General features: G+C 64.9%; 19 protein-coding genes and 1 tRNA gene. 10 read left to right on the top strand and 10 right to left on the bottom strand.

Annotation, left to right across the window (positions count from 1 at the left end):
- Positions 1–16 precede the first annotated feature (16 nt).
- The 3 genes from ACU8YE_RS09795 to ACU8YE_RS09785 all read right to left on the bottom strand — a co-directional run bounded on the left by ACU8YE_RS09795 (position 17) and on the right by ACU8YE_RS09785 (position 3,083).
- Positions 17–493 carry a GNAT family N-acetyltransferase gene (locus ACU8YE_RS09795; RefSeq protein WP_260802018.1) on the bottom strand — a complete coding sequence of 159 codons (477 nt, stop codon included), beginning with the start codon at positions 491–493 and terminating at the stop codon, positions 17–19.
- 81 nt (positions 494–574) lie between these two features.
- The gene (locus ACU8YE_RS09790) at positions 575–1,762 is read right to left on the bottom strand and encodes an acetylornithine transaminase (RefSeq protein WP_232040787.1); all 1,188 of its coding nucleotides are present in this window, start codon (positions 1,760–1,762) and stop codon (positions 575–577) included.
- Between the two features lie 271 nt (positions 1,763–2,033).
- Positions 2,034–3,083 carry a CDP-6-deoxy-delta-3,4-glucoseen reductase gene (locus ACU8YE_RS09785; RefSeq protein WP_316872969.1) on the bottom strand — a complete coding sequence of 350 codons (1,050 nt, stop codon included), beginning with the start codon at positions 3,081–3,083 and terminating at the stop codon, positions 2,034–2,036.
- Between the two features lie 80 nt (positions 3,084–3,163).
- Between ACU8YE_RS09785 and ACU8YE_RS09780 the strand changes: the two genes are divergently transcribed.
- Complete coding sequence (locus ACU8YE_RS09780; RefSeq protein WP_446928601.1) at positions 3,164–4,165, top strand: NAD-dependent epimerase/dehydratase family protein; 1,002 nt, start codon at positions 3,164–3,166, stop codon at positions 4,163–4,165.
- A 1-nt stretch (position 4,166) separates the two neighbouring features.
- Positions 4,167–5,834 (top strand): diguanylate cyclase, encoded by a 1,668-nt coding sequence (locus tag ACU8YE_RS09775; protein WP_446928600.1) that lies wholly within the window; start codon positions 4,167–4,169, stop codon positions 5,832–5,834.
- Positions 5,835–5,843: 9 nt separating this feature from the next.
- On the opposite strand, the gene ACU8YE_RS09770 is transcribed toward ACU8YE_RS09775, so the two are convergent.
- Positions 5,844–7,661 (bottom strand): chloride channel protein, encoded by a 1,818-nt coding sequence (locus ACU8YE_RS09770; protein WP_446928599.1) that lies wholly within the window; start codon positions 7,659–7,661, stop codon positions 5,844–5,846.
- 4 nt (positions 7,662–7,665) lie between these two features.
- Positions 7,666–8,103 (bottom strand): MarR family winged helix-turn-helix transcriptional regulator, encoded by a 438-nt coding sequence (locus ACU8YE_RS09765; protein ID WP_446928598.1) that lies wholly within the window; start codon positions 8,101–8,103, stop codon positions 7,666–7,668.
- Positions 8,104–8,348: 245 nt separating this feature from the next.
- On the opposite strand from ACU8YE_RS09765, the gene ACU8YE_RS09760 reads away from it, so the two are divergent.
- The 3 genes from ACU8YE_RS09760 to dkgB are packed head-to-tail and all read left to right on the top strand — an operon-like array spanning position 8,349 to position 11,323.
- A complete protein-coding gene (locus ACU8YE_RS09760; protein ID WP_446928597.1) occupies positions 8,349–9,293 on the top strand; it encodes a TIGR03571 family LLM class oxidoreductase in 945 nt (314 codons plus the stop codon).
- Positions 9,290–10,492 (top strand): MFS transporter, encoded by a 1,203-nt coding sequence (locus ACU8YE_RS09755; protein WP_446928596.1) that lies wholly within the window; start codon positions 9,290–9,292, stop codon positions 10,490–10,492. Before ACU8YE_RS09760 ends, ACU8YE_RS09755 begins: the two co-directional genes overlap by 4 nt.
- Before the next feature lie 24 nt (positions 10,493–10,516).
- Positions 10,517–11,323 (top strand): 2,5-didehydrogluconate reductase DkgB, encoded by an 807-nt coding sequence (gene dkgB / locus ACU8YE_RS09750; protein ID WP_446928595.1) that lies wholly within the window; start codon positions 10,517–10,519, stop codon positions 11,321–11,323.
- An 81-nt stretch (positions 11,324–11,404) separates the two neighbouring features.
- Here dkgB and ilvD read toward each other — a convergent pair whose 3' ends face one another.
- From ilvD to ACU8YE_RS09725, 5 genes are all read right to left on the bottom strand, one after another.
- On the bottom strand, positions 11,405–13,264 hold the full coding sequence (gene ilvD, locus ACU8YE_RS09745) for a dihydroxy-acid dehydratase (protein ID WP_232040779.1): 1,860 nt from the start codon (positions 13,262–13,264) through the stop codon (positions 11,405–11,407).
- 201 nt (positions 13,265–13,465) lie between these two features.
- A tRNA-Leu gene (locus tag ACU8YE_RS09740) sits at positions 13,466–13,550 on the bottom strand.
- Between the two features lie 66 nt (positions 13,551–13,616).
- Positions 13,617–14,501 carry an NAD(P)-dependent oxidoreductase gene (locus ACU8YE_RS09735; protein ID WP_446928594.1) on the bottom strand — a complete coding sequence of 295 codons (885 nt, stop codon included), beginning with the start codon at positions 14,499–14,501 and terminating at the stop codon, positions 13,617–13,619.
- 21 nt (positions 14,502–14,522) lie between these two features.
- Positions 14,523–15,692, bottom strand: a complete 1,170-nt coding sequence (locus ACU8YE_RS09730) for an ABC transporter substrate-binding protein (RefSeq protein ID WP_446928593.1) — start codon at positions 15,690–15,692, stop codon at positions 14,523–14,525.
- A 41-nt stretch (positions 15,693–15,733) separates the two neighbouring features.
- The gene (locus ACU8YE_RS09725) at positions 15,734–16,675 is read right to left on the bottom strand and encodes a CysB family HTH-type transcriptional regulator (RefSeq protein WP_316872980.1); all 942 of its coding nucleotides are present in this window, start codon (positions 16,673–16,675) and stop codon (positions 15,734–15,736) included.
- Positions 16,676–16,830: 155 nt separating this feature from the next.
- Here ACU8YE_RS09725 and ACU8YE_RS09720 point away from each other — a divergent pair, with 155 nt between their 5' ends.
- The 5 genes from ACU8YE_RS09720 to cysD all read left to right on the top strand — a co-directional run bounded on the left by ACU8YE_RS09720 (position 16,831) and on the right by cysD (position 21,765).
- Positions 16,831–17,604, top strand: a complete 774-nt coding sequence (locus ACU8YE_RS09720; protein ID WP_045202820.1) for a sulfite exporter TauE/SafE family protein — start codon at positions 16,831–16,833, stop codon at positions 17,602–17,604.
- Positions 17,605–17,729: 125 nt separating this feature from the next.
- On the top strand, positions 17,730–19,391 hold the full coding sequence (locus ACU8YE_RS09715) for a nitrite/sulfite reductase (RefSeq protein WP_232040776.1): 1,662 nt from the start codon (positions 17,730–17,732) through the stop codon (positions 19,389–19,391).
- 18 nt (positions 19,392–19,409) lie between these two features.
- Positions 19,410–19,955 carry a DUF934 domain-containing protein gene (locus tag ACU8YE_RS09710; protein ID WP_316870024.1) on the top strand — a complete coding sequence of 182 codons (546 nt, stop codon included), beginning with the start codon at positions 19,410–19,412 and terminating at the stop codon, positions 19,953–19,955.
- Positions 19,956–19,957: 2 nt separating this feature from the next.
- Positions 19,958–20,794 (top strand): phosphoadenylyl-sulfate reductase, encoded by an 837-nt coding sequence (locus ACU8YE_RS09705; protein ID WP_232043041.1) that lies wholly within the window; start codon positions 19,958–19,960, stop codon positions 20,792–20,794.
- 20 nt (positions 20,795–20,814) lie between these two features.
- On the top strand, positions 20,815–21,765 hold the full coding sequence (gene cysD / locus ACU8YE_RS09700) for a sulfate adenylyltransferase subunit CysD (RefSeq protein WP_446928592.1): 951 nt from the start codon (positions 20,815–20,817) through the stop codon (positions 21,763–21,765).
- The last annotated feature ends 1 nt before the right edge of the window (position 21,766 follow it).

The following is a 21,766-nucleotide window of genomic DNA, read 5'->3' as shown; positions in this document are numbered from 1 at the left end:
GCGCATGGCCAACGTGTCAGGCAGATCCCGCCGTATAGATGTTTGGCCGATGCAATTGCATGAACCCGACACCTGCGGGCACATCGGTAAAGCCATGCTTGCGATAAAGCCAGTCGGCGCCCGTTGTCACCAGCACTGTGCGGCGCAGGGTCTGCAGGTCCGGATGCTCACGCAGGAAATCCATCAGCGCGTGCGAGACGCCTTTTCCTCGCCACGCCGGCAGCACGAACACATCGCACAGGTAAGCGAATGTCGCACGATCGGTGATGACGCGCGCAAAACCCACAAGGTCACCATGCGAGCCATCGTTGGCTTGTCGATACGCGCCTAGGCACAGCGAGTTCGCGATCGATCGTTCGAATACGTCGCGCGGCAGGCCGCGGGCCCAGTACGTTTCCTGCGAGAGAAAATCGTAGATGTCGTCCAGCGGAAGCCACGCGGAATCATCAGACAACACGATCCCCGTGGCCGGAACGTCTCGCGTCACGGCCATGGCAAACCTCAGAGTGGGAGCAGCGATGGGGCGATGAAGGGCGACGCATTGCGCGCCGCCCTCGGGGTCATGCGATGCGCTTTAGGCGTGTGCTTTCAACAGCGTGCGCAGCATGCCGATCATCGTGTCGATCTCTTCTGTCGTCACGTTCAGCGCAGGCATGAAGCGCAGGATGTTGGGGCGCGGGGCGTTCAGCAGCAGGCCGGTCGGGTTCATCTCGCGAGCGGCTTCCACCAGTTGGCCGCCGATATCCTTGCCGAGCAGCAGGGCGCGCAGCAGGCCGTTACCGCGTTCGCCAGCCAGGCCAAACTCTTCGCTCAGCTTGAGCAGTTGGGTGCGCAGATAGGCGCCGCGTTCTTGCACGCCAGCCAGGAAGCCCGGGGCCAGGAGTTGCTCGATCACCGAGCACCCCACGGCCGTCATCAGCGGGTTGCCGTTGTAAGTGCCGCCTTGGTCGCCGGCCTCGAAGCTGGCAACTTCATCCGTGCACAGCAGGGCCGAGAGCGGCACGCCGCCGCCGATGCCCTTGCCGAGCGTCATGATGTCCGGCTCGATGTTCGAGAGCTGGTAGGCGAAGAGCGTGCCGCAGCGGCCGCAACCGGCCTGCACTTCATCAACGATCAACAGGATCTTGTGCTTCTTGGTCAGCGCGCGCAGTTGCTGCATGAATTCCGGCGTGGCGGGCAGCACGCCGCCTTCGCCTTGCACCGGCTCCAGCATCACGCCGACAGTCTCGTCGGTGATGAGCGCTTCCACCGAGGCAATGTCGTTCAGGATGGCCTTCGGGAAGCCCGGCACCTGCGGCGCGAAGATGGTGTCCCAGCCGGCCTTGCCGGATGCGCTCATGGTTGCGAGCGTGCGGCCGTGGAAGCTGTGGTCGAACGTGATGATCTGGAAGGCGCCGTTCTTATGCTTCTTGCCCCACTTGCGGGCGAGCTTGATGGCGCCTTCGTTGGCTTCGGCGCCGCTGTTGGCGAAGAACACCTTGTCGAAACAGCTGTGCGCGGTCAGCAGGCCGGCCAGCTTGGCCATCGGCTCGTTGTAGAACGCCGGGCTCGGGTTGATCAGCTTCCTGGCCTGCGCGTTCAGCGCTTCGATCATGCCATCGTTGGAGTGGCCGAGGCAGTTGACGGCCCAGCCTTGCACGAAGTCCAGGTATCGCTTGCCGTTGTGGTCCGTCAGCCAAGAGCCCTTGCCTTCGGTGAAGACGATCTCGGGCCGGTTGGTGATGTACATCAGGGACTGGACGGGGTAGTCAGCAAACGCCATGGCAAAGCTCCAGAAAAAGGCGGCAGGAAGATGAAAAACCGAAAAAACGCGAGTTGGAAAAAGACAAAGGCCACGGGGGTTGCCCCGTGGCCTTGTGATCGTCGAATCCTGTGAACCCGATATGCAATCAGCAGACAGCCGCGTGGCTTCCCGGAGGGAGCAACGTACGGCGGCGTCGGAGGTGCAGGGCTGGGTTCATAAGGCGCAAGAATAAGACGGATGCCAAGTCAAGTCAAAACGAAATTTTGACGTTCTTGGGATTTGTGCAACGTCAGCCGGCCGGGTGGAGATCCGCCTCTGAGGTGAAGGAATCGGCGAAGAACGCATCCGGGTGCATCCCGCACTGGGCGGCAAAATCTGTGCGGGCCGAGTTGATTACCACCGGCGCGCCGCAGGCGTAGACCTCGTGGCCCGACAGGTCGGGGTGATCGGCCATCACCGCTTGGTGAACGAAGCCGGTGCGGCCTGTCCAGGCGTCTTCGGGCAGGGCGTTGGAGACGACCGGCACGTAGGTGAAGTTCGGCAGCGTGCGCGCCCATTCTTCGGCCTTGGCGTGCATGTACAGGTCTTGCGGGCGACGGCCGCCCCAGTACAGCGTCATCGGGCGCGTGCTGCCGATGAACTGTGCGTGCTCGATGATCGCCTTGATGGGCGCAAAGCCGGTGCCCGAGGCCAGCAGGATGATCGGCTTGTCGGATTCTTCACGCAGGAAGAAGCTGCCGAGCGGCCCCTCGAAGCGCAGGATGTCACGCTCCTTCATGGCCGGGGCGCCTTCCTTGGCGCCGAACACGTAGTCGGTAAAGGCGCCGCCCGGCATGTGGCGGATGTGCAGCTCGATCGGACCGTCGTCGTGCGGCGGGTTGGCGATCGAGTAGCTGCGGCGCTTGCCGTCGCGCAGGAGGAATTCCACGTACTGTCCGGCCAGAAATTGCATACGCTCGGTGGCAGGCAGTTGCAGCTTGACGATGGTGACGTCCGGCGCGGCCTTTTCCAGCGACGCGACGCGGCATGGAATCTTCTTGATGGGGACATCGCCCGCGCCGTGCACTTCGCGCACTTCGATGGTGACGTCCGTGGCAGGCGTGGCGCAGCAGAACAGCGCGCGGCCTTCGGTGGCCTCCTGGGCGCTCAGCGCGTTGGGCGAGTGGTTGCCCTGGACGATCGAGCCCTCGCGCACGAGGCCCTTGCACGAGCCGCACGCGCCGTTCTTGCAGCCGTACGGCAGGCCGATGCCCTGGCGCAGCGCGGCTGCAAGGATGGTCTCGCCGTCTTCGGCCTGGAATTGACGGCCGCTGGGCAGCACGTTGATCTGGTAAGCCATACTACAATCCAAATATGTTGAAAAGTGTGTCTGGTCGCCCATCTGGGCATGCAATGATGGTCAATCCGGCAGCACGTCCGATGGTGAATCAGTCAGCCGCTCGGCCATCTAAATCTTCGCTGCGCTTGCGCCGTCCCCGCGTGCTGATCGTCGGCTGCGGCGATGTTGGGCAACGCTGCCTGGCGACGCTCCGCACGCGTTTTCGCGTCTTTGCCGTCACCTCACGCCTTGAAGGGTGCGCTCCGTTGCGCGAAGCCGGTGCCGTGCCGATTGTCGCCAATCTGGACGATCCCGCGTCGTTGCGCCGCCTGCGAGGGTTAAGCGCCCGCGTGCTGCATCTGGCACCGCCGCCCTCTGCGGGCAACGATGATCCGCGTACTGCCGCGCTACTGCACGTGCTGGCGCAGCCAGCCCCGGTTTCCCCAGCTACAAAACCTCGCATTTTACCCGAGCGGGCACGCAGGCCGCGTGGCCTCACTGGCCGCTTGAAAACTCCCCTCCAAGCGCGTGCGTTCGTGTATGCCAGCACCAGTGGCGTCTACGGCGATGCAGGCGGCGCCTGGGTCGACGAATCCCGCCCGGTGAAGCCAACCACGGCGCGTGCCCAGCGCCGTGTCGCCGCAGAGCGCCGTGTGCGCTGGTTCGGTGCGGGCGGCGGCTGGCGCACGTCGATTTTGCGCATTCCCGGCATCTATGCGGCGGACCGGCTGCCTGTTGCGCGGCTCGAACGCGGCACGCCCGCCTTGCGCGCCGAGGACGATGTCTACACCAACCACATTCACGCCGACGACCTGGCGCGCGCCGTCGTTGCCGCGTTGTTCCGGGGGAAACCGCAGCGCGTTGTGCATGCCACTGACGCATCGGAGCTGCGCATGGGCGATTACTTTGATGCGGTGGCCGACGCGCGCGGCTTGCAGCGGCCGCCGCGCATTTCGCGAGCCGAGGCCGCACAGCAGATCGAGCCCGCGCTGCTGTCGTTCATGAGCGAATCGCGCCGGCTGCGCAACACGCGGCTCGTGCGGGAGTTGCGTATGGCGCTGCGCTACCCGACGGTGGCGGATTTCCTGAGTAGCGAGGCCTGACATGAAGGCGCCTGCGCCTGCCGCTGCAACGCCGTCGCACGGCACCCGGCTGCGCGTTGTGCGGTTGGCGCTTTGGCTGTCGGCAGTGGCGGTGGGCGTCGGTGCCTCCTGGTTTGCCGCCAGCTTCGTGGCGGATTCGATGAGCGCGCGCGACATGCAGCAGATGATCGATGCGCGCCGCCAGCTGGCCGCGCAGGTAGCGGAAGGTATGTCGAGCCAGATCACGGCCGACGTGGCCTTGCTGCGGGCGCTGCCGCAGACGCTCGCGCAGATCGATGCCATCCCGCGTGCCGTAGCGCGCGTCGACACCCGGCGCTGGAACCTGATGGACCAGGGCTCGCGTGCCCAAGAGGCGATGTCGCACCCGGAAGTGGCCGATATCGACGCATTCCTGAACACGACCGCCGGCAATCTCGGGCTCGACTACGTCTGGGTCGTCAACCAACACAATTACGTGGTGCTGGCCAATAACGCCGGTCATGCCGATTCGTTCGTTGGCGTGCAGTCGAGCATGCAGCCGTACATGAAGGAGGCGATGCTGGGCGGCCTCGGCGAACAGTTCACGATTGGCCGGGTGACGGGCGTGCCGGGCTTGTTCTTCGCTGCGCCGGTGTATGACGCTGGTGGATACCTGGTCGCGGCGATGGGCACCAAGGTGAGCCTCGCGAGGCTGCAGCACTGGGTGTCGCACCCGACGTCGCTGGTGACCGATCCGAACGGGCTGATCATTTTATCGACTGACGCGTCGCTGGTGGGCAAGATCCTGCCGGATGCGCGCCTGCAGCGCATGGGCGCCAGCGACCGGTACAACGCCTACCAGCGCGTCGACTTCGAACCGTGGCCCTATCAGCCCACGGCAAAGGCGCATCACGACGTGCCCAGCTGGGTGCCGGCCGAGGTGCGGGATACGCTGGCTTGGCGCGAGGGCAGTGCGATGCCATCGCTCACCGTGTCTCGCAATGCCAGTGCGGACCTCACCGTCGTCGTGGCCGAGCCGCTGCCTGCGTGGGGCCAGCAGATCGCCAATCATGCGCGCAACCGCGCGATCGGCTTCGTGCTGTTTGTAAGCGTGCTGGTGACGTTCGTGCTGGTGGCGTGGTCTCTGGTGCGCGAGCGGCAGCATCACCGCTTGACGCGCCATCTGAACCAGCGGCTGCAGCGCACCAACAGCGCGCTCGCCAACGAGGCGCATTTCGACCATCTCACGGGTGTGCTGACGCGGCGTCGCTTCCTGGCGCTGTTCGATACGGTGCTCGCACGTGCCCACAATCGCGGCGAACCGCTCGTGCTTGTGCTGGCCGATCTGGATCACTTCAAGCGCATCAACGACACATGGGGCCACGCTGTGGGCGACATGGCGCTGCAGCGCTTTGCATCGCTTGCCACGGGCGTGCTGCGCAGCAGTGATCTGGTCGGGCGTCTGGGCGGCGAGGAATTCGCCATGGTGATGGGCCGCACCACATTGGAGACGGCCACCGAGGTGGCGGAGCGCCTGCGTACGGCAGTGGCCGAGACGGACGAGAGTTTCCCGACCGGACTGTCGATGACCGTCAGCATGGGCATGACGGTCTGCCGCCCGGGCGATACGGCGTCGGAGATGCTCAAGCGCGCCGACCTGGCGCTGTATCGCGCCAAGGAAAGCGGGCGCAACCGGCACGTCGCCGGCTGAAACTGGCGACTAGCGCGCGACGCGGCCAGCGCGGCGGCGGCGAAGTTCGAGCTGCGTGCGCGTGCCCGACAGCGGCACACGGCGGAAGCGCTCGCGGCGCTGCTCCTCATCAAAGAACGCCAGGGAGGGTTTGACCAGATCGCTGCGCGAAACAATGCCCACCAGCGCGCGCGATTGCGAATCGGCCACCACCGGCAGCCGCTCCAACCCATGCACTGCCAGGCGCGTGGCGACGATGCGGCAGGTCTCGCCGGGCAGTGCCATCACGGGAGCATTCGCACCAAACAATTCGGCAACGGTGACGGCGCCGCGCTTCTGGCCCGCCAGCAGCGCATCGCGGTCAAGCATGCCGATCAGCCTGCCATTCGTCCCACCTTGCACGACCGGAAACGCGCGGTGCGCCTGCTTGGGCCCAAAGCGGTTGGCGAGTGTATCGGCCAGTGTGGCGTGTGCGTCGATGGTCTGCACCGAACGCGTCATGACTTCATCCACGGCGTGGCGCTCAAGCGGGTCGACAGCGTATTCGCGATAGATGTGGAAGCCGCGGCGCGCGATCTTCTCGGTCATGATCGAGCGCGGCATGGTCAGCACGACAAAGCCGTAGGACACGGCCACGGCCAGCAGAATTGGCAGCGGGGCGTTCACATCGTGTGTCAGCCCGAAGGCGAAGACGATGGCGGTGAGCGGGGCGCCCAGCACGCCGGCCAGCATGGCGGCCATGCATACTAGCGGCCACAGGCCTGGGTCACCACCCGGCAGCACGGGTCCGATCAGCACCCCCAAGCCGGCGCCCATCATCAGCAGCGGGGCGAGCACGCCGCCCGACGTACCGGAGCCCAGCGCGATCACCCAGATGATGGCCTTGACCACCAGCAGCGCCAGCGCCACGCTGATGGCGAGATGGTTGTGCAGCAGATCGCCGATGACGTCGTAGCCGACACCCAGCGCGCGCGGCTCGAAGTAGCCGCCAATGCCAACCACCAAGCCACCGATGGCCGGCCACCACATCCAGTGGATGGGCAGGCGGCCGAACAGGTCTTCGGTCTTGTACAGCGCCATCGACAGCGAGCGTGCCAGCGCGCCGCACAGCAACCCGGCGACCACGCACGAGCCCAGCGCAGGCAGCGTTGCCGGTGCGGTTTCCAGCGGGAAGAGGGGGCCGGGTTCCAGCACCAGCACACGGAGGAAGCCCGCCACGGCACATGCCACCGCCACGGGCAGCATGCTGCGCGGGCGCCATTCGAACAGCAGCAGTTCCACCGCCAGCAGCAGCGCGGCCACGGGCGTGCCGAACACGGCCGTCATGCCCGCCGTGGCACCGGCCACCAGCAGCGTCTTGCGCTCGGCGGCCGTCAGCTTGAAGAACTGCGCGAACAGCGAGCCGATCGCGCCGCCCGTCATGATGATCGGGCCTTCCGCGCCAAACGGGCCGCCGCTGCCGATCACGATGCCCGACGACAGCGGCTTGAGCACCGCCACCTTGGGCGACATCTTGCTCTTGCCGAACAGGATGGCCTCGATGGCCTCGGGAATGCCGTGGCCGCGAATCTTCTCCGAGCCAAAGCGCGCCATCAACCCGACGATCAGCCCGCCGATGAGCGGTACCGCAATCACCCATGCGCCGAGCGTGTTGGTGGCCGGCGAGCGGTCGGCCAGCGACAGCGTCTGGAAAAAGAATAGGTTGGTGAAGAAGCGGATCAGGTTGAGCAGCGCCACGGCGGCCAGCGTGGCAAACGCGGCGATGACGACCGCCAGCGCAGTGGTGCGGAACAGCGTGGTGTCGGTCGCAAAGTCGCGCCGGTGCTGGTGGTGTTCAAGGGTTTGCATGAGGTTACTGCTCGGCGGAGGGATCGGCGGGGTGATCGAGGTGGGGGATCTTGAAAGCGCGGCTGAAGGCCGACAGCTCGCTCTGATGCAGCCCGGCCAGCAGCGCGACGAGGTGATCACCCTTGCGGGAAAGGTGCACTTCCACCTGACGCGCGTCGGTATCGCTCTGACGGCGTTCGACCAGGCCCGCTTCTTCGCAGCGCGTGATGAGTGCCGCCGTGCCATGCGGCGCGGCCTGCAGGCGCTCGGCCAGCTCGCCGACGGTGGCCCATTCGCGCCCGGCATAGCCTTTCACGTGCAGCAGCAGCTGATACTGCAGCGGCGTGATGCCCTTGGCGTGGATCAGATCTTCAGATGCGCGCAGGAAGCGGCGCAGGTGATAGCGGAAATCGGAGAGGCTCTCGAACTCCTGCTTGGATAAAGGTCGGGCGGGGGTAGACATGGCGGAATCAAACGGTTCGGGCCGGAATATATCACGGTGTGACATATTTGGGAAAGCCCGCCGTGTTGCTGTATTGCCAACCCGGAGTGCGTTCTGACTTGCGTGGATTGTTGATTGCCAATCAAGACTGTTTCGTTGACGGGCGGGTTTTTCTGCAAAGGTGGAGCCCGCACACTGCGGTCCATGCCCTTTGCGCTGATAGCGAATGCATCGCCCGCAGCGCGCCTTTTGACCCGATCACAATCATGCCTCCCGCACTCGACAAACTGACCCACGGCGGCTTCAGCATTGGCATTGAACTGCCGCTGGACAACGATTGGTCCGCCACCGGCGACGCCAAGCGCCTGCGTGACGGGCGCCGCCACGGTGTGCCCGATATCGAACACCACGCAACCCTCGCCAAACTCGCGGATTCACTCGGCTTTCGTGCCCTGTGGGTGCGCGATGTGCCGGTGTATGACCCCGCATTCGGCGATGCCGCGCAGGTGTTCGAAGTGTTCTCTTACCTCGGCTACCTGGCTGGCATCACGCGCAACATTCTGCTCGGTACGGCGGCCGTTGTGGTGCCGCTGCGCGAGCCGCTGCTGACGCTCAAATCGACCACGACCATCCAGGAATTGAGTGGCGGTCGTCTGCTGCTTGGCGTGGCAAGCGGAGACCGGCCCGTCGAATATCCGCTGTTCGGCCGCGACTTCGAATCGCGCGGTGCAAGCTTCCGCGACCAGGTCGCGCTATTGCGTGACGGGGCGCGCGGCAGCTTGCCCGCCGGGGTGGAGATTCTGCCGGCCATGCGCACGCCGCTTCCGCTGCTGGTGGCCGGCCTGGCGCAACAGACGCCAGCGTGGATCGGCACCCACATGGACGGTTGCCTTGCCTACCCGGGCGCGCCGGCCGATCACGCGCAACGCGCCGCCGCATGGCGTGCCGTTGCGGGCGACAAGCCCTACGTGAGCTTCATCCACCTCGATCTGGCCGAAGACCCGCACGAACCGCTGCAACGTCATCGCTTTGGCGCACGTGCCGGGCGCATTGCACTGTCCGAAGAATTGGCGGCGATGCGCGAAGCCGGTGTGCAGCATATCGGGCTGCACTTCCGCCGAAATCGTCGCCCGCTTGCTGAAACGTTTGCGGAAATCGCGGCAGAGGTTCTGCCCGCTTTCCATTCCTCTGCTTTGGAGTACACCGCATGAACCCCACCCCCACTTCCGCCGAGCCCACGCGCAGCAGCGCGACGCTGCCGCTGCTCGCGCTTGCCGCCGGCGCCTTTGGCATCGGCACCACCGAGTTCTCGCCGATGGGCTTGCTGCCCGTGATTGCCGAGGGCGTGCATGTATCGATCCCCCAGGCCGGCATGTTGATCAGCGCGTATGCGATCGGCGTGATGGTCGGTGCGCCGATCATGACGCTGTTGCTCGCACGCTGGCCGCGACGCAAGGCGCTGATCGCGCTGATGAGCATCTTCACCATCGGCAACCTGCTGTCGGCCGTCGCGCCTGATTACACGACGCTGCTGCTCGCGCGGCTCGTCACCAGCCTCAACCACGGCGCGTTCTTCGGGCTGGGTTCCGTGGTTGCCGCTAGCCTCGTGCCGCGTGAGAAGCAGGCCAGCGCCGTGGCGACGATGTTCATGGGCCTGACGATCGCCAACGTCGGTGGCGTGCCGGCCGCGACGTGGCTTGGCCAGATGATCGGCTGGCGCATGTCGTTTGCCGCCACGGCAAGCCTGGGCCTGATCGCAATCGCCGGCCTGTTCACCGCGTTGCCGAAGGGCGATGCCGGCAAGATGCCCAACCTGCGCGCGGAACTTGCGGTGCTCACACGTCCCGCCGTGCTGGGCGCCCTTGCCACCACGGTGCTCGGTGCGGGCGCGATGTTCACGCTGTACACGTACGTCGCCCCCACACTCGCTCAGTTGACCGGTGCCTCGCCGGCGTTCGTGACGGCCATGCTGGTGCTGATCGGCATCGGTTTTTCGATCGGCAACATTGCCGGTGGCCGCCTGGCCGATCGCTCGCTCGACGGCAGCCTGATCGGCTTTCTGTTGTTGCTGATCGTGACGATGCTCGCGTTTCCTCTGCTCGCCAAGACACACGTCGGTGCGGCCGCCGCGCTGCTGGTGTGGGGCATTGCCACCTTCGCGGTTGTGCCGCCGTTGCAGATGCGTGTGATGCGCGCCGCGGCTGAAGCGCCGGGCCTCGCTTCGTCGGTCAACGTGGGGGCGTTCAACCTCGGCAACGCCCTGGGCGCGGCAGCGGGTGGTGCGGCTATCTCCGCAGGCTTGGGCTATGCGGCAGTGCCGATTGTCGGCGCCGCGATTGCTGCGGCAGGCCTTGCGCTGGTGGGGCTGCATGTCGTGCAGCGCAGGACGCGCCTTGCCATGAACCCCTGATTCGATTTCCCCTTGGAGCACAAGATGAACAAGATTCCCGCTTTTGGCCTTGGCACGTTTCGCCTGAAGGGTCAGGTTGTCATCGACTCGGTTCGCAATGGCCTGGAACTCGGCTACCGCGCAATCGACACGGCCCAGATCTACGGCAATGAAGCCGACGTGGGCGAGGCCATTGTCGGCTCCGGCGTGCGCCGCGAAGACCTCTTCCTCACCACCAAGATCTGGGTCGACAACTACGCCAAGGGCAAGCTTGCGGCAAGCCTCGAAGACAGCCTCGCCAAGCTGCGAACCGACTACGTCGACCTCACGCTCATCCACTGGCCTGCGCCCAACAACGGCGTGTCGCTCGAAGAATTCATGACCGCGCTGGCCGATGCCAAGGCCCGGGGTTTGACGCGCGAGATCGGCGTCTCGAACTTCAACATCGCGCTGACGCAACAGGCGATGGCGGCGGTCGGCAAAGACGCCATCGCCACCAACCAGATCGAGCTGAGCCCGTATCTGCAGAACCGCAAGCTCGTTGAATTCCTGCAGCACGAGGGCATTCACGTCACGTCGTACATGACGCTTGCGTACGGCAAGGTGCTGGGCGATCCGGTGATCGGCGCGGTTGCGCGGCGGCACGAGGCAACGCCGGCGCAGGTGGTGCTGGCCTGGGCGATGCAGCTCGGCTATTCGGTGATCCCGTCGTCGACCAAGCGCGAGAATCTTGCGAGCAACCTGCGCGCACAAGCGCTGCAACTGACGGCAGACGACATGGCGCAGATCGCCGCGCTTGAGCGCAACGGCCGCGAGGTGTCACCCGAGGGGCTTGCGCCGGCGTGGGATTGAACGCCGCGCCGTCGGCACAATAGAAAAAGCCGCTCTTCGGAGCGGCTTTTTCACGTTGACGAGCGCTTGGCCCGTGACGCATCAGTCGTCCAGTTGCGACAGGTCGCGCACCGCGCCCTTGTCCGCCGACATGACCAGCTTGGCGTACGCCTTGAGCGCGGCCGACACCTTGCGCGGACGCGGCTGCGCAGGCTTCCAGCCTTTGGCGTTCTGCTCTTCGCGGCGACGCGCGAGTTCTTCGTCCGACACCAGCACGTTGATCGTCCGGTTGGGGATATCGATGCGGATCTTGTCGCCGTTGCGCACCAGGCCGATCGCGCCGCCTGCAGCCGCTTCCGGCGAGCAGTGACCGATCGACAGGCCCGACGTGCCGCCCGAGAAGCGGCCGTCCGTCAGCAGCGCGCAGGCTTTGCCCAGGCCCTTGGACTTGATGTAGCTCGTCGGGTACAGCATTTCCTGCATGCCGGGGCCACCCTTCGGGCCTTCGTAACGCACGACCACCACGTCGCCGGCCTTGACCTTGTCGGCGAGGATGTTCGCGACCGCTTCGTCCTGCGATTCGGTCACGTGCGCCGTGCCTTCGAACACGAGAATGCTTTCGTCCACGCCGGCGGTCTTCACCACGCAGCCGTCCAGCGCGATGTTGCCCCGGAGCACGGCCAGACCGCCTTCCTTCGAGAACGCATGCTCGTTCGAGCGGATACATCCTTCGGCGCGGTCAAGGTCCAGGCTCGGCCAGCGCGTGTTCTGGCTGAACGCGACCTGCGTCGGGATACCGGCGGGGCCGGCACGGTAGAACGTCTGCACGGCTTCGTCCGACGTGCGGACGATGTCCCACTGGTCCAGCGCGTCCTTCATCGTGGGCGCGTGCACGGTGGGAGCGTCGGTGTGCAGCTTGCCAGCGCGGTCCAGCTCACCCAGGATGGCCATGATGCCGCCGGCGCGGTGCACGTCTTCGATGTGGTACTTGTTCGTGTTCGGCGCAACCTTGCACAGCTGCGGCACGACGCGCGAAAGGCGGTCGATGTCCGCCATCGTGAAGTCGATCTCGGCTTCCTGTGCGATGGCCAGCAGGTGCAGGATCGTGTTGGTCGAACCGCCCATCGCGATGTCGAGCGTCATGGCGTTCTCAAATGCCTTGAAGCCGACCGAACGCGGCAGCACACGTTCGTCGTCCTGCTCGTAGTACTGGCGGGCCAGTTCAACGATGCGGTGGCCGGCGCGCTTGAAGAGCTGCTCGCGGTCTGCGTGCGTGGCGACCACGGTGCCGTTGCCCGGCAGCGACAGGCCCAGGGCTTCGGTCAGGCAGTTCATCGAGTTGGCCGTGAACATGCCCGAGCACGAACCGCAGGTCGGGCATGCCGAGCGCTCGACTTCGGCCACTTCCTCGTCGGAATACTTGCTATCGGCCGCGATCACCATCGCGTCGATCAGGTCGAGCTTCTTGATCTCGATGGCCTTGGTGACCGGGTTGGCCAGGCGCGTCTTGCCCGCTTCCATCGGGCCGCCCGAGACGAAGATCACCGGAATGTTCAGGCGCATGGCGGCCATCAGCATGCCCGGGGTGATCTTGTCGCAGTTGGAGATGCACACCATGGCGTCGGCGCAGTGCGCGTTGACCATGTATTCGACCGAGTCGGCAATGATGTCGCGGCTGGGCAGCGAATACAGCATGCCGTCGTGGCCCATGGCGATGCCGTCATCCACGGCAATCGTGTTGAATTCCTTGGCAACACCGCCCGCGGCTTCGATCTCGCGCGCGACGAGCTGACCGAGGTCTTTCAGGTGCACGTGGCCGGGCACGAACTGGGTGAACGAGTTGACCACCGCGATGATCGGCTTCTGGAAGTCTTCATCTTTCATGCCGGTGGCGCGCCAGAGCGAGCGTGCCCCCGCCATGTTGCGGCCGGCGGTGGAGGTTTTGGAACGGTATGCGGGCATTTTGGGTGCTGAAGAAAGTCGATGGTGGGGCGGGCCACGCGGATAAAGGCCCTCGCGCGCCCGTGCGATCAACCTCTTGAGCCGCGCCCGGGGCAAAACCCGCATTATCCCACGCCTGGCGGGGCGCGTTGCTGGCTGTCGTCGGGTTGGTGAGTGCCAATGAAAAAGCCGCTTCTGCGTGAACAGAAGCGGCTTGAATTCTGGTGCCCGAGGCCGGAATCGAACCGGCACGCCTTGCGGCGGGGGATTTTGAGTCCCCTGCGTCTACCAATTTCACCACTCGGGCGGGTGCTGATGAGCCGGCAATTATGCCAGAAGTCTGGCCAGCCAAACAAGGCGGGCTGGAAGATGCTCAATCCGCCTGTTGATTGTTCTGCTGCTCCAGCACGCGCAGCAGCGACGCCGTATCGTCATATCCCCAGCCATTGGCGACCAGCGTATTGAGCTGCGAAGCCACGAGCTCCATCGCCGGCATCTGCAGGCCGAGTTCCTGGGCGATCTCGCGCACGAGGCCAAAATCCTTGTCATGCAGGCGGGCTTCGATGCCGGCGGCAAAGTTACGCTCTGCCATCTTGGGGCCCATCATGTCGAGCATGCGGCTGCCCGCAAAGCCCGGGCCGATGGCTGCCAAAACACGCGACGGGTCGGTGCCCTGGGCTCGTGCAAACAGCATGGCTTCGGCAATGCCCTGAATATTGATGACCTGCACGATCTGGTTGCACGCCTTGGCTACCTGGCCGGCACCGTGATCGCCGACGTGTGTGATCGTCGTGCCCAGCAGTTCGAGCAGCGGCCGAACGCGTTCCAGCACCTCAGGCTTGCCGCCCACCATGATCGACAGCGTGGCCTTTTGCGCGCCCATGGTGCCGCCCGAAACCGGCGCATCGAGAAATTCGATGCCTGCTGCTTCCAGCTCGGCCGCAATGCGGCGCGTGGCTACGGCGGAGATCGTGCTGTGGTCGATGCACACAGCGCCGCGCGGTGCGCCATGGACGACGCCATCCGGGCCCAGCAGCACGCCTTCCACATCGGCCGTGGAGGTGATGTTGGTGAAGATGACTTCGGCGTCGCGTGCGGCTTCCGCAGGGGTGCTGCAGGGCTCGGCGCCGATGGCGCGCGCATTGTCGGCGGCCTCCGGACGGCGCACATAGGCGCGCACGGTGTGCCCGGCGGCAATCAGGTGCTGGACCATCGGCGTGCCCATGTTGCCGAGGCCGATGAAGGCGATACGTGTCATGGCAGATCTGTGCGTGTTGGATTAGCGCGGGCCAGCGTAAGCAAAGCGGCCGTTTTTGATAATGCCCATCACGCGCGAGCGTTGGTCGAAGCCCTGGTGATCCTGGGCATTCAGGTTCAGCACGCCGTTGGGCACAGTCAGATCGCGCGTGTTTTCCAGCGCGTCGCGCAGGGCGGCGCGGAAAGCGGGTGTGCCAGGCTTGGCGCCGGTCTTGAGCGCGCGGGCCGTGGCGTTGTCGAGCAACTGCCACGCGCCCCATGCGTCGCCCGCAAATTGCGTGACGGTGTTGGGGCCGTACTTGGCTTCATAGCGATCGGCAAATTCCACGGCGACTTTGCGTACCGGATGGCTGGCCGGCAGCTCGCGCGCCACCACCACGGGGCCGGTCGGGAAGAGGGTGCCTTCCACGTCCTTGCCGCCCACCTTGAGGAATTCCGTGCTGGCGATGCCGTGCGTCTGGTAGATGTGGCCCTTGTAGCCGCGCTCGACCAGCGTGCGTTGGGGCAGGGCGGCCGGGGTGCCGGCGCCGGCAATCAGGATGGCGTCGGGCCTGGCGGCCATCAGTTTGAGAATCTGGCCGGTCACACTGGTATCTGTGCGCGCAAAGCGCTCGTTGGCCACCACGTGCAGCTTGCGCACTTCGGCCAGCTTCGAGAATTCACGCCACCAGCTTTCGCCATACGCATCGGTAAAGCCGATAAAGCCGACGGTGTGCACGCCGCTGTCCGCCATGTGCTGCGTAACGAGCGTGGCCATCTGCGAATCGTTCTGCGGCATCTTGAAGGCCCAGCGGCGTTTGGCGTCCTGCGGCTCGACGATGGAAGCGGAGGCGGCCAGCGTGATCATCGGCGTTTGACCTTCAGCCACCGCGTCGAGCGAGGCCAGCGCCGTCGGCACGATCGTCGGGCCGACGATCACATCCACCTTGTCTTCGGCGATCAGCTTGCGCACGTCGCGCACCGCCATCGACGGGTCGGATGCGTCGTCCAGGATGATGACCTGCGCACGCTGGCCGCCGATGGTCGCGGGCCACATCTGCACGGTGTTCTTGCTGGGAATGCCAATGGCCGCAGCGGGGCCAGTGGTCGACAGCACCACACCCACGCGGATGTCGGCTTGGGCGGGCAGGGCAATGGCGGCTGCGCTGGCAAGGAGCGCGAGGCCGCACAGCAGGCGACGTCGGGTCGTCATGAAATCTCCGGGGAAGTTGGGCAATTGCAATTGCGGGCGAATCAGAGCTCGTACGCTTCGTGATCGCCGGACATGAGTTGTTCTACCAGCTTGCGCGTGAGCGTCGGCGCAAACAGTTCGATGAAGGTGTAGACGAAGCCGCGCAAATACGCGCCTTGTTTGACGCCGAGGTGCGTGACGTTGGTGCCGAAGAGGTGGCCGGCCGGAATCGCGCGCAGGTTGCGGTCGCGCTCTGCGTCAAACGCGACGCCCGCCACGATGCCGACGCCCAGGCCCACTTCCACGTAGGTCTTGATGACATCCGCGTCGATGGCCTCTAGCACGATGTCGGGCTTGATCTGGCGCAGCTCGAAGGCGTGGTCGATCTTGGGGCGCCCGGCAAAGTGCTGGTCGTATGTGATGATCGGATAACCCTTCAGGTCATCCAGCGTCAGGTGCTGGCGAGACAGAAGCGGGTGATCAGGCGGCGTGACCACCACATGCTGCCACTGGTAACCCGGGATCGAGATCAGATCCTTCACATGCGACATGCCTTCGGTGGCGATGGCAAGGTCGGCCTGGTCGTGCAGGACCATCTCGGCAATCTGCGCGGGCGTGCCCTGCTGAATGGACAGGCGAACCTTGGGGTATTTGCGCGTGAACTCGGCAATCGCCTTGGGCAGCGCGTAGCGCGCCTGCGTGTGCGTGGTGGCGATGGTGAAGTTGCCCTGGTCCTGCGCAGCGTAGTCCTTGCCGACGCGCTTGAGGGTTTCGACCTCTTCCAGCACGCGCTCGACCGAGGCCAGGATGCGTCTGCCCGGTTCCGTGAGACCCCGGATGCGCTTGCCGTGCCGGGTGAAGATATCGACGCCCAGCTCCTCTTCCAGCTCGATGATCGCCTTGGAGACGCCGGGTTGTGATGTATAGAGCGCTTTCGCGGCCTCTGTCAGGTTGAATTTCTGCCGCACGGCTTCGCGCACGAAGCGGAATTGGTGAAGGTTCATGGCTGCGCGGTCGATAAAGAAGAACGGGTGCGAACTGAACGCTACTTATAACCGACACCATATAAACAAACAATTTTTTATTGGTTTGGGATATGAGGCGCGTTCATTACGATGCTCGAACTTCGTGATAACACGCCCTCACTGTCCCCCGCGCCATGACGCTCGCCTATACGGTTTCCGGTTTGCTGGTCGGCCTGTTGGTCGGCCTGACGGGCGTTGGCGGTGGATCGCTGATGACTCCGCTGCTGACGCTGATGTTCGGCTTTTCGCCAGCGACCGCTGTCGGCACGGACCTGGCATTTGCCTCGTTGACCAAGGGCGTTGGCACGATCGCACATCGTAGCCACGGTCATATTCGCTGGGACATCGTCAAGCGCCTCTGCCTGGGCAGCCTGCCCGCCGCGCTGGTGACGGTGATCGTGCTGAAGACGGCCGGCAACCTGGATGCGGAGTGGATGCACGTGATTCGCGTGACGATCGGCGCGTCGGTCATCCTGACGGTGATTTCGCTGCTGTTCCGTCAGCGCGTATTGGGCTGGCTGGCGGCCAACCCGCGTTATCGTCTGCAGGGCACGGCACTGGCCGTGGCCACGGTCATCGTCGGCGTGGTGCTGGGCGTGCTGGTGACGGTGTCGTCCATTGGTGCAGGCGCCGTGGGCGCGACGCTCATCCTGATCCTGTATCCCGAATTGAAGAGCGCCGAAGTGGCCGGCACCGACATCGCCTATGCCGTGCCGCTGACCGCCGTGGCGGGCCTGGGCCACATGTATCTGGGCACGATCGACTGGAACCTGCTGGTGTCGCTGCTGGTGGGCTCCATCCCGGGTATCTGGCTGGGCGCGCGCCTGTCCAAGAATCTGCCGGAACGTCTGGTGCGCGGCGCGCTTGCCGCCACGCTGACGATCACGGCCATCAAGCTGGTGTCGTGATGCGTGATCGCATGCCGGCCCTGCTTGATTGTGGCTGCTGTCGCTGAGCCGGCAGCAGCACCATAACGAAACGCTTTCCCCAAATTGAATCGCACGCCGGCCCAGCCGGATTGGACCGAACAGTCATGTATCAATACGACGCTTACGACCACCGCCTCGTCGCAGACCGCGTAGAGCAGTTTCGCGACCAGGTGCGCCGCCGTATCTCGGGCGAACTGACGGAAGAAGAGTTCCTGCCGCTGCGCCTGCAGAATGGCCTGTACTACCAGCGCCACGCCTACATGCTGCGCGTGGCGATTCCGTATGGCCATCTGCGCGCCAAGCAACTGCGCATGCTCAGCCACATCGCCGCCGAGCATGATCGCGGGTACGGCCACTTCAGCACGCGCCAGAACATCCAGTACAACTGGATCGAGCTGGAGCAGGTGCCCGACATCCTGGCCAAGCTGGCCTCGGTGGAGATGCATGCCATCCAGACTTCGGGCAACTGCATCCGTAACATCACGACGGATCAGTTTGCCGGCGTGGCACCGGACGAGGTGATCGACGCGCGTCCGCTTGCAGAAATCCTGCGCCAATGGTCGACGTTCATTCCTGAATTCGCGTTCCTGCCGCGCAAGTTCAAAATCGCCGTGTCGGCCTCGCGCGAAGACCGTGCCGTGACGCAACTGCACGACATTGGTGTCTACGCCTATGAGAAGAACGGCCAGACCCTGCTGCGCATCCTGGCCGGCGGCGGCATGGGGCGCACCCCGATCCTGGGCGCGATCATCAAGGAAGACCTGCCGTGGCAGCACATGCTGTCGTACATCGAGGCTGCCGTGCGTGTGTACAACCGCTACGGCCGCCGCGACAACAAGTACAAGGCGCGCATCAAGATTCTCGTGAAGGCCATCGGCGCGGAAGAATTCGCCCGCCAGGTGGAAGAAGAGTGGCAGCACATCAAGGATGGCCCGTCGACCATCCCGCAGGCCGAGTTCGACCGCGTGGCGCAATTCTTCGCGCCGCCCGCGTATGAAAAGCTGGCCGACACCGACGCCACCTACGAAAAGGCGCTGCTGGAGAACAAGGCGTTCGCCCGCTGGGTGAGCCGCAATGTGCATCCGCACCGCGTGCCGGGCTACGCTGCCGTTACGCTGTCGCTCAAGCCGGGCGCGGCGCTGCCGCCGGGTGATGCGACGGCCGAGCAGATGTCGCTGGTGGCGGATTGGTCCGAGCGCTTTGGTTTTGGCGAGCTGCGTGTCGCGCACGAGCAGAACCTGATCCTGCCGGATGTGAAGAAGCACGATCTGTTCGAGCTGTGGCAATTGGCCAAGGAACACGGCATGGCCACCGCAAACATCGGCCTGCTGACCGACATCATTGCGTGCCCGGGCGGCGACTTCTGCTCGCTGGCGAACGCCAAGTCGATCCCCATCGCACAAGCAATTCAGGCCCGTTTCGACAATCTGGACTTCGTTCACGATCTGGGCGAGCTCTCGCTCAACATCTCGGGTTGCATCAACTCGTGCGGGCACCACCACGTCGGCAACATCGGCATCCTGGGTGTCGATAAGCACGAAGAGGAGTGGTACCAGGTGTCGCTGGGCGGCGCGCAGGGCAACGATTCGGCGATCGGCAAGATCATCGGCCCGTCGTTCAAGGCTGAAGAAATGCCCGACGTGATCGAACGCATCATCGACACCTTCGTTGCCAACCGCACGGAAGACGAGCTGTTCATCGACACCTATCACCGCATCGGCATGGCTCCGTTCAAGGAACGCGTCTACGCCCGTGAAGAAGCCTGAACGCCGAGGGAAATGAACATGAGCAAGATCATCAAGCTGCAAAACGGTGCCCCGCAAGTCGTGGCTGACGAATGGGCCGTGCTGCGTGCGCCGGAAGGGGGCGAACTGACGCAAGCCGACGTGGAGGCCGCTGCGCACGCCATCGTGCCGCTGGCCTATTGGCAAGCCAACCGCGATGCGCTGCTCGGCCGCGCCCGCGCTGGCACGCTGGCGGTGTGGCTCGCTCCGGACGACGAGCCGTTCGCGCTGGAGGCTGACCTGCCGAACCTGTCGCTGGTGGCGGTGGATTTCCCGGTCTTTCGTGACGGCCGCGGCTACAGCACCGCGTTCCTGCTGCGCCAGCGCCTGGGCTTTACGCGTGAGTTGCGCGCCATTGGCGACGTGCTGCGCGATCAGCTCGACTTCATGCGCCGTTGCGGTTTTGACGCCTACGCCGTGCGCGCAGACAAGAACATCGACGACGCGCTGAATGGCTTTGGCGAGATCAGCGTGCGGTACCAAGGCGCCGTCGATGAACCGCGCCCGCTGTTCCGCCGCGAGCGTGCTGTCCAGGAGGCCGCGTGAGCCTGAGTGACGCACAAGAAGGCCAAGAGATCGCCGTGTCCGAAGTGCCGGTGTCCGCAATCGGGCGCCCCGTGCTGTGGGCGCGCCCCGTCTACACCGGCACGGCGGAAGCCCTGGCCGCCAAGGAAGCTGCGCTGTTTGAGCGCCTGGCCGAGATTGCCGCCAAGCACGGCGTGGCGAAGTTCGCCACCAGCCTGGCCGCCGAAGACATGGTCGTGACAGATGCCATCCTGCGCAGCCCCGAAGCCGTACGCGCGCACCTGCCGATCTTCACGCTGCAAACCGGGCGCCTGCATGCCGAAACGCTCGCGATGCTCGACCGCATCCGCGCGCACTACGGTTATGCGATCGAGCAATACACACCGGACGCTCGCGCGGTGGAAGCCTACGTACGCGACCATGGCCTCAACGCCTTTTACGACAGCATCGAGCTGCGTAAGGCCTGCTGCAACATCCGCAAGGTGGTGCCGCTGAACCGCGCACTGAAAGACGCCGACGCATGGCTCACGGGCCAGCGCCGAGAGCAGGCTGTCACCCGTGCCGACCTGCCGTTTGCCGAAGACGACACCGCGCGCGGCATCGCCAAGTACAACCCGCTGTTCGACTGGTCCGAGGCCGAAGTCTGGGCTTACCTCGAGCAGCACAACGTGCCGACCAACGCGCTGCATGACAAGGGCTATCCCAGCATTGGCTGCGAGCCTTGCACGCGCGCGGTGCGTGCCGGCGAGGACGTGCGTGCCGGCCGGTGGTGGTGGGAATCGCGCGACAGCAAGGAATGCGGTCTGCATGCGGCAAATGCGGTGACAAATTCGGCGACGAATCTGTCGCAAAAGAATTGAGCGAAAGCGAAGGAAGAATCATGGGAGTGATGAGCGAGATCCCCGGCACGGCCCTGACGCCTGTGCAGAACGAACACCTCGACTGGCTGGAAGCCGAGTCGATCTACATCATCCGCGAGGTGGTGGCCGAGTGCCGCAACCCGGCGCTGCTGTTCTCCGGCGGCAAGGATTCGATCGTCATGCTGCATCTGGCGCTCAAGGCATTCCGCCTGGGTGACCGCAAGATCGATCTACCGTTCCCGCTGGTGCACATCGACACGGGGCACAACTACCCGGAAGTGATCACCTTCCGCGACGAGCAGGTTGCCAAGCTGGGTGCGCGTCTGGTGGTCGGGCATGTGGAAGATTCCATCAAGCGCGGCACGGTGCGCCTGCGCAAGGAAACCGACTCGCGCAACGCCGCCCAGGCTGTCACGCTGCTGGAAACGATCGAATCGCACGGCTTCGACGCCCTGATGGGCGGCGCCCGGCGCGATGAAGAAAAGGCCCGCGCGAAGGAACGCATCTTCTCGTTCCGCGATGAATTCGGCCAGTGGGATCCGAAGGCGCAGCGCCCGGAACTCTGGAGCCTGTACAACGCCCGCATGGCGCAAGGCGAGCAGATGCGCGTGTTCCCGATCTCCAACTGGACGGAACTCGACGTGTGGCAGTACATCGCCCGCGAGAACCTGGCCCTGCCGCCGATCTACTACGCGCATCAACGTGAAGTTGTGCGCAAGAACGGCCTGCTGGTGCCGGTGACGTCGATCACGCCCAAGGCCGATGGCGACGTGAGTGAAGTCCTGTCGGTGCGCTTCCGCACCGTGGGCGACATCAGCTGCACGTGCCCGGTGGCGAGCACTGCCGCCACGCCGGCCGAGATCATCGCCGAGACGGCCGTCACCGAAATCACTGAACGCGGCGCCACGCGCATGGACGACCAGACGAGCGAAGCCTCAATGGAAAAGCGCAAGAAGGAAGGGTATTTCTGAT

The sequence above is a fragment of the Ralstonia sp. VS2407 genome, from assembly GCF_052950655.1.
The sequence above is the reverse complement of the archived record's forward strand: the minus strand, read 5'-3'. Positions and strand labels throughout refer to the sequence as shown.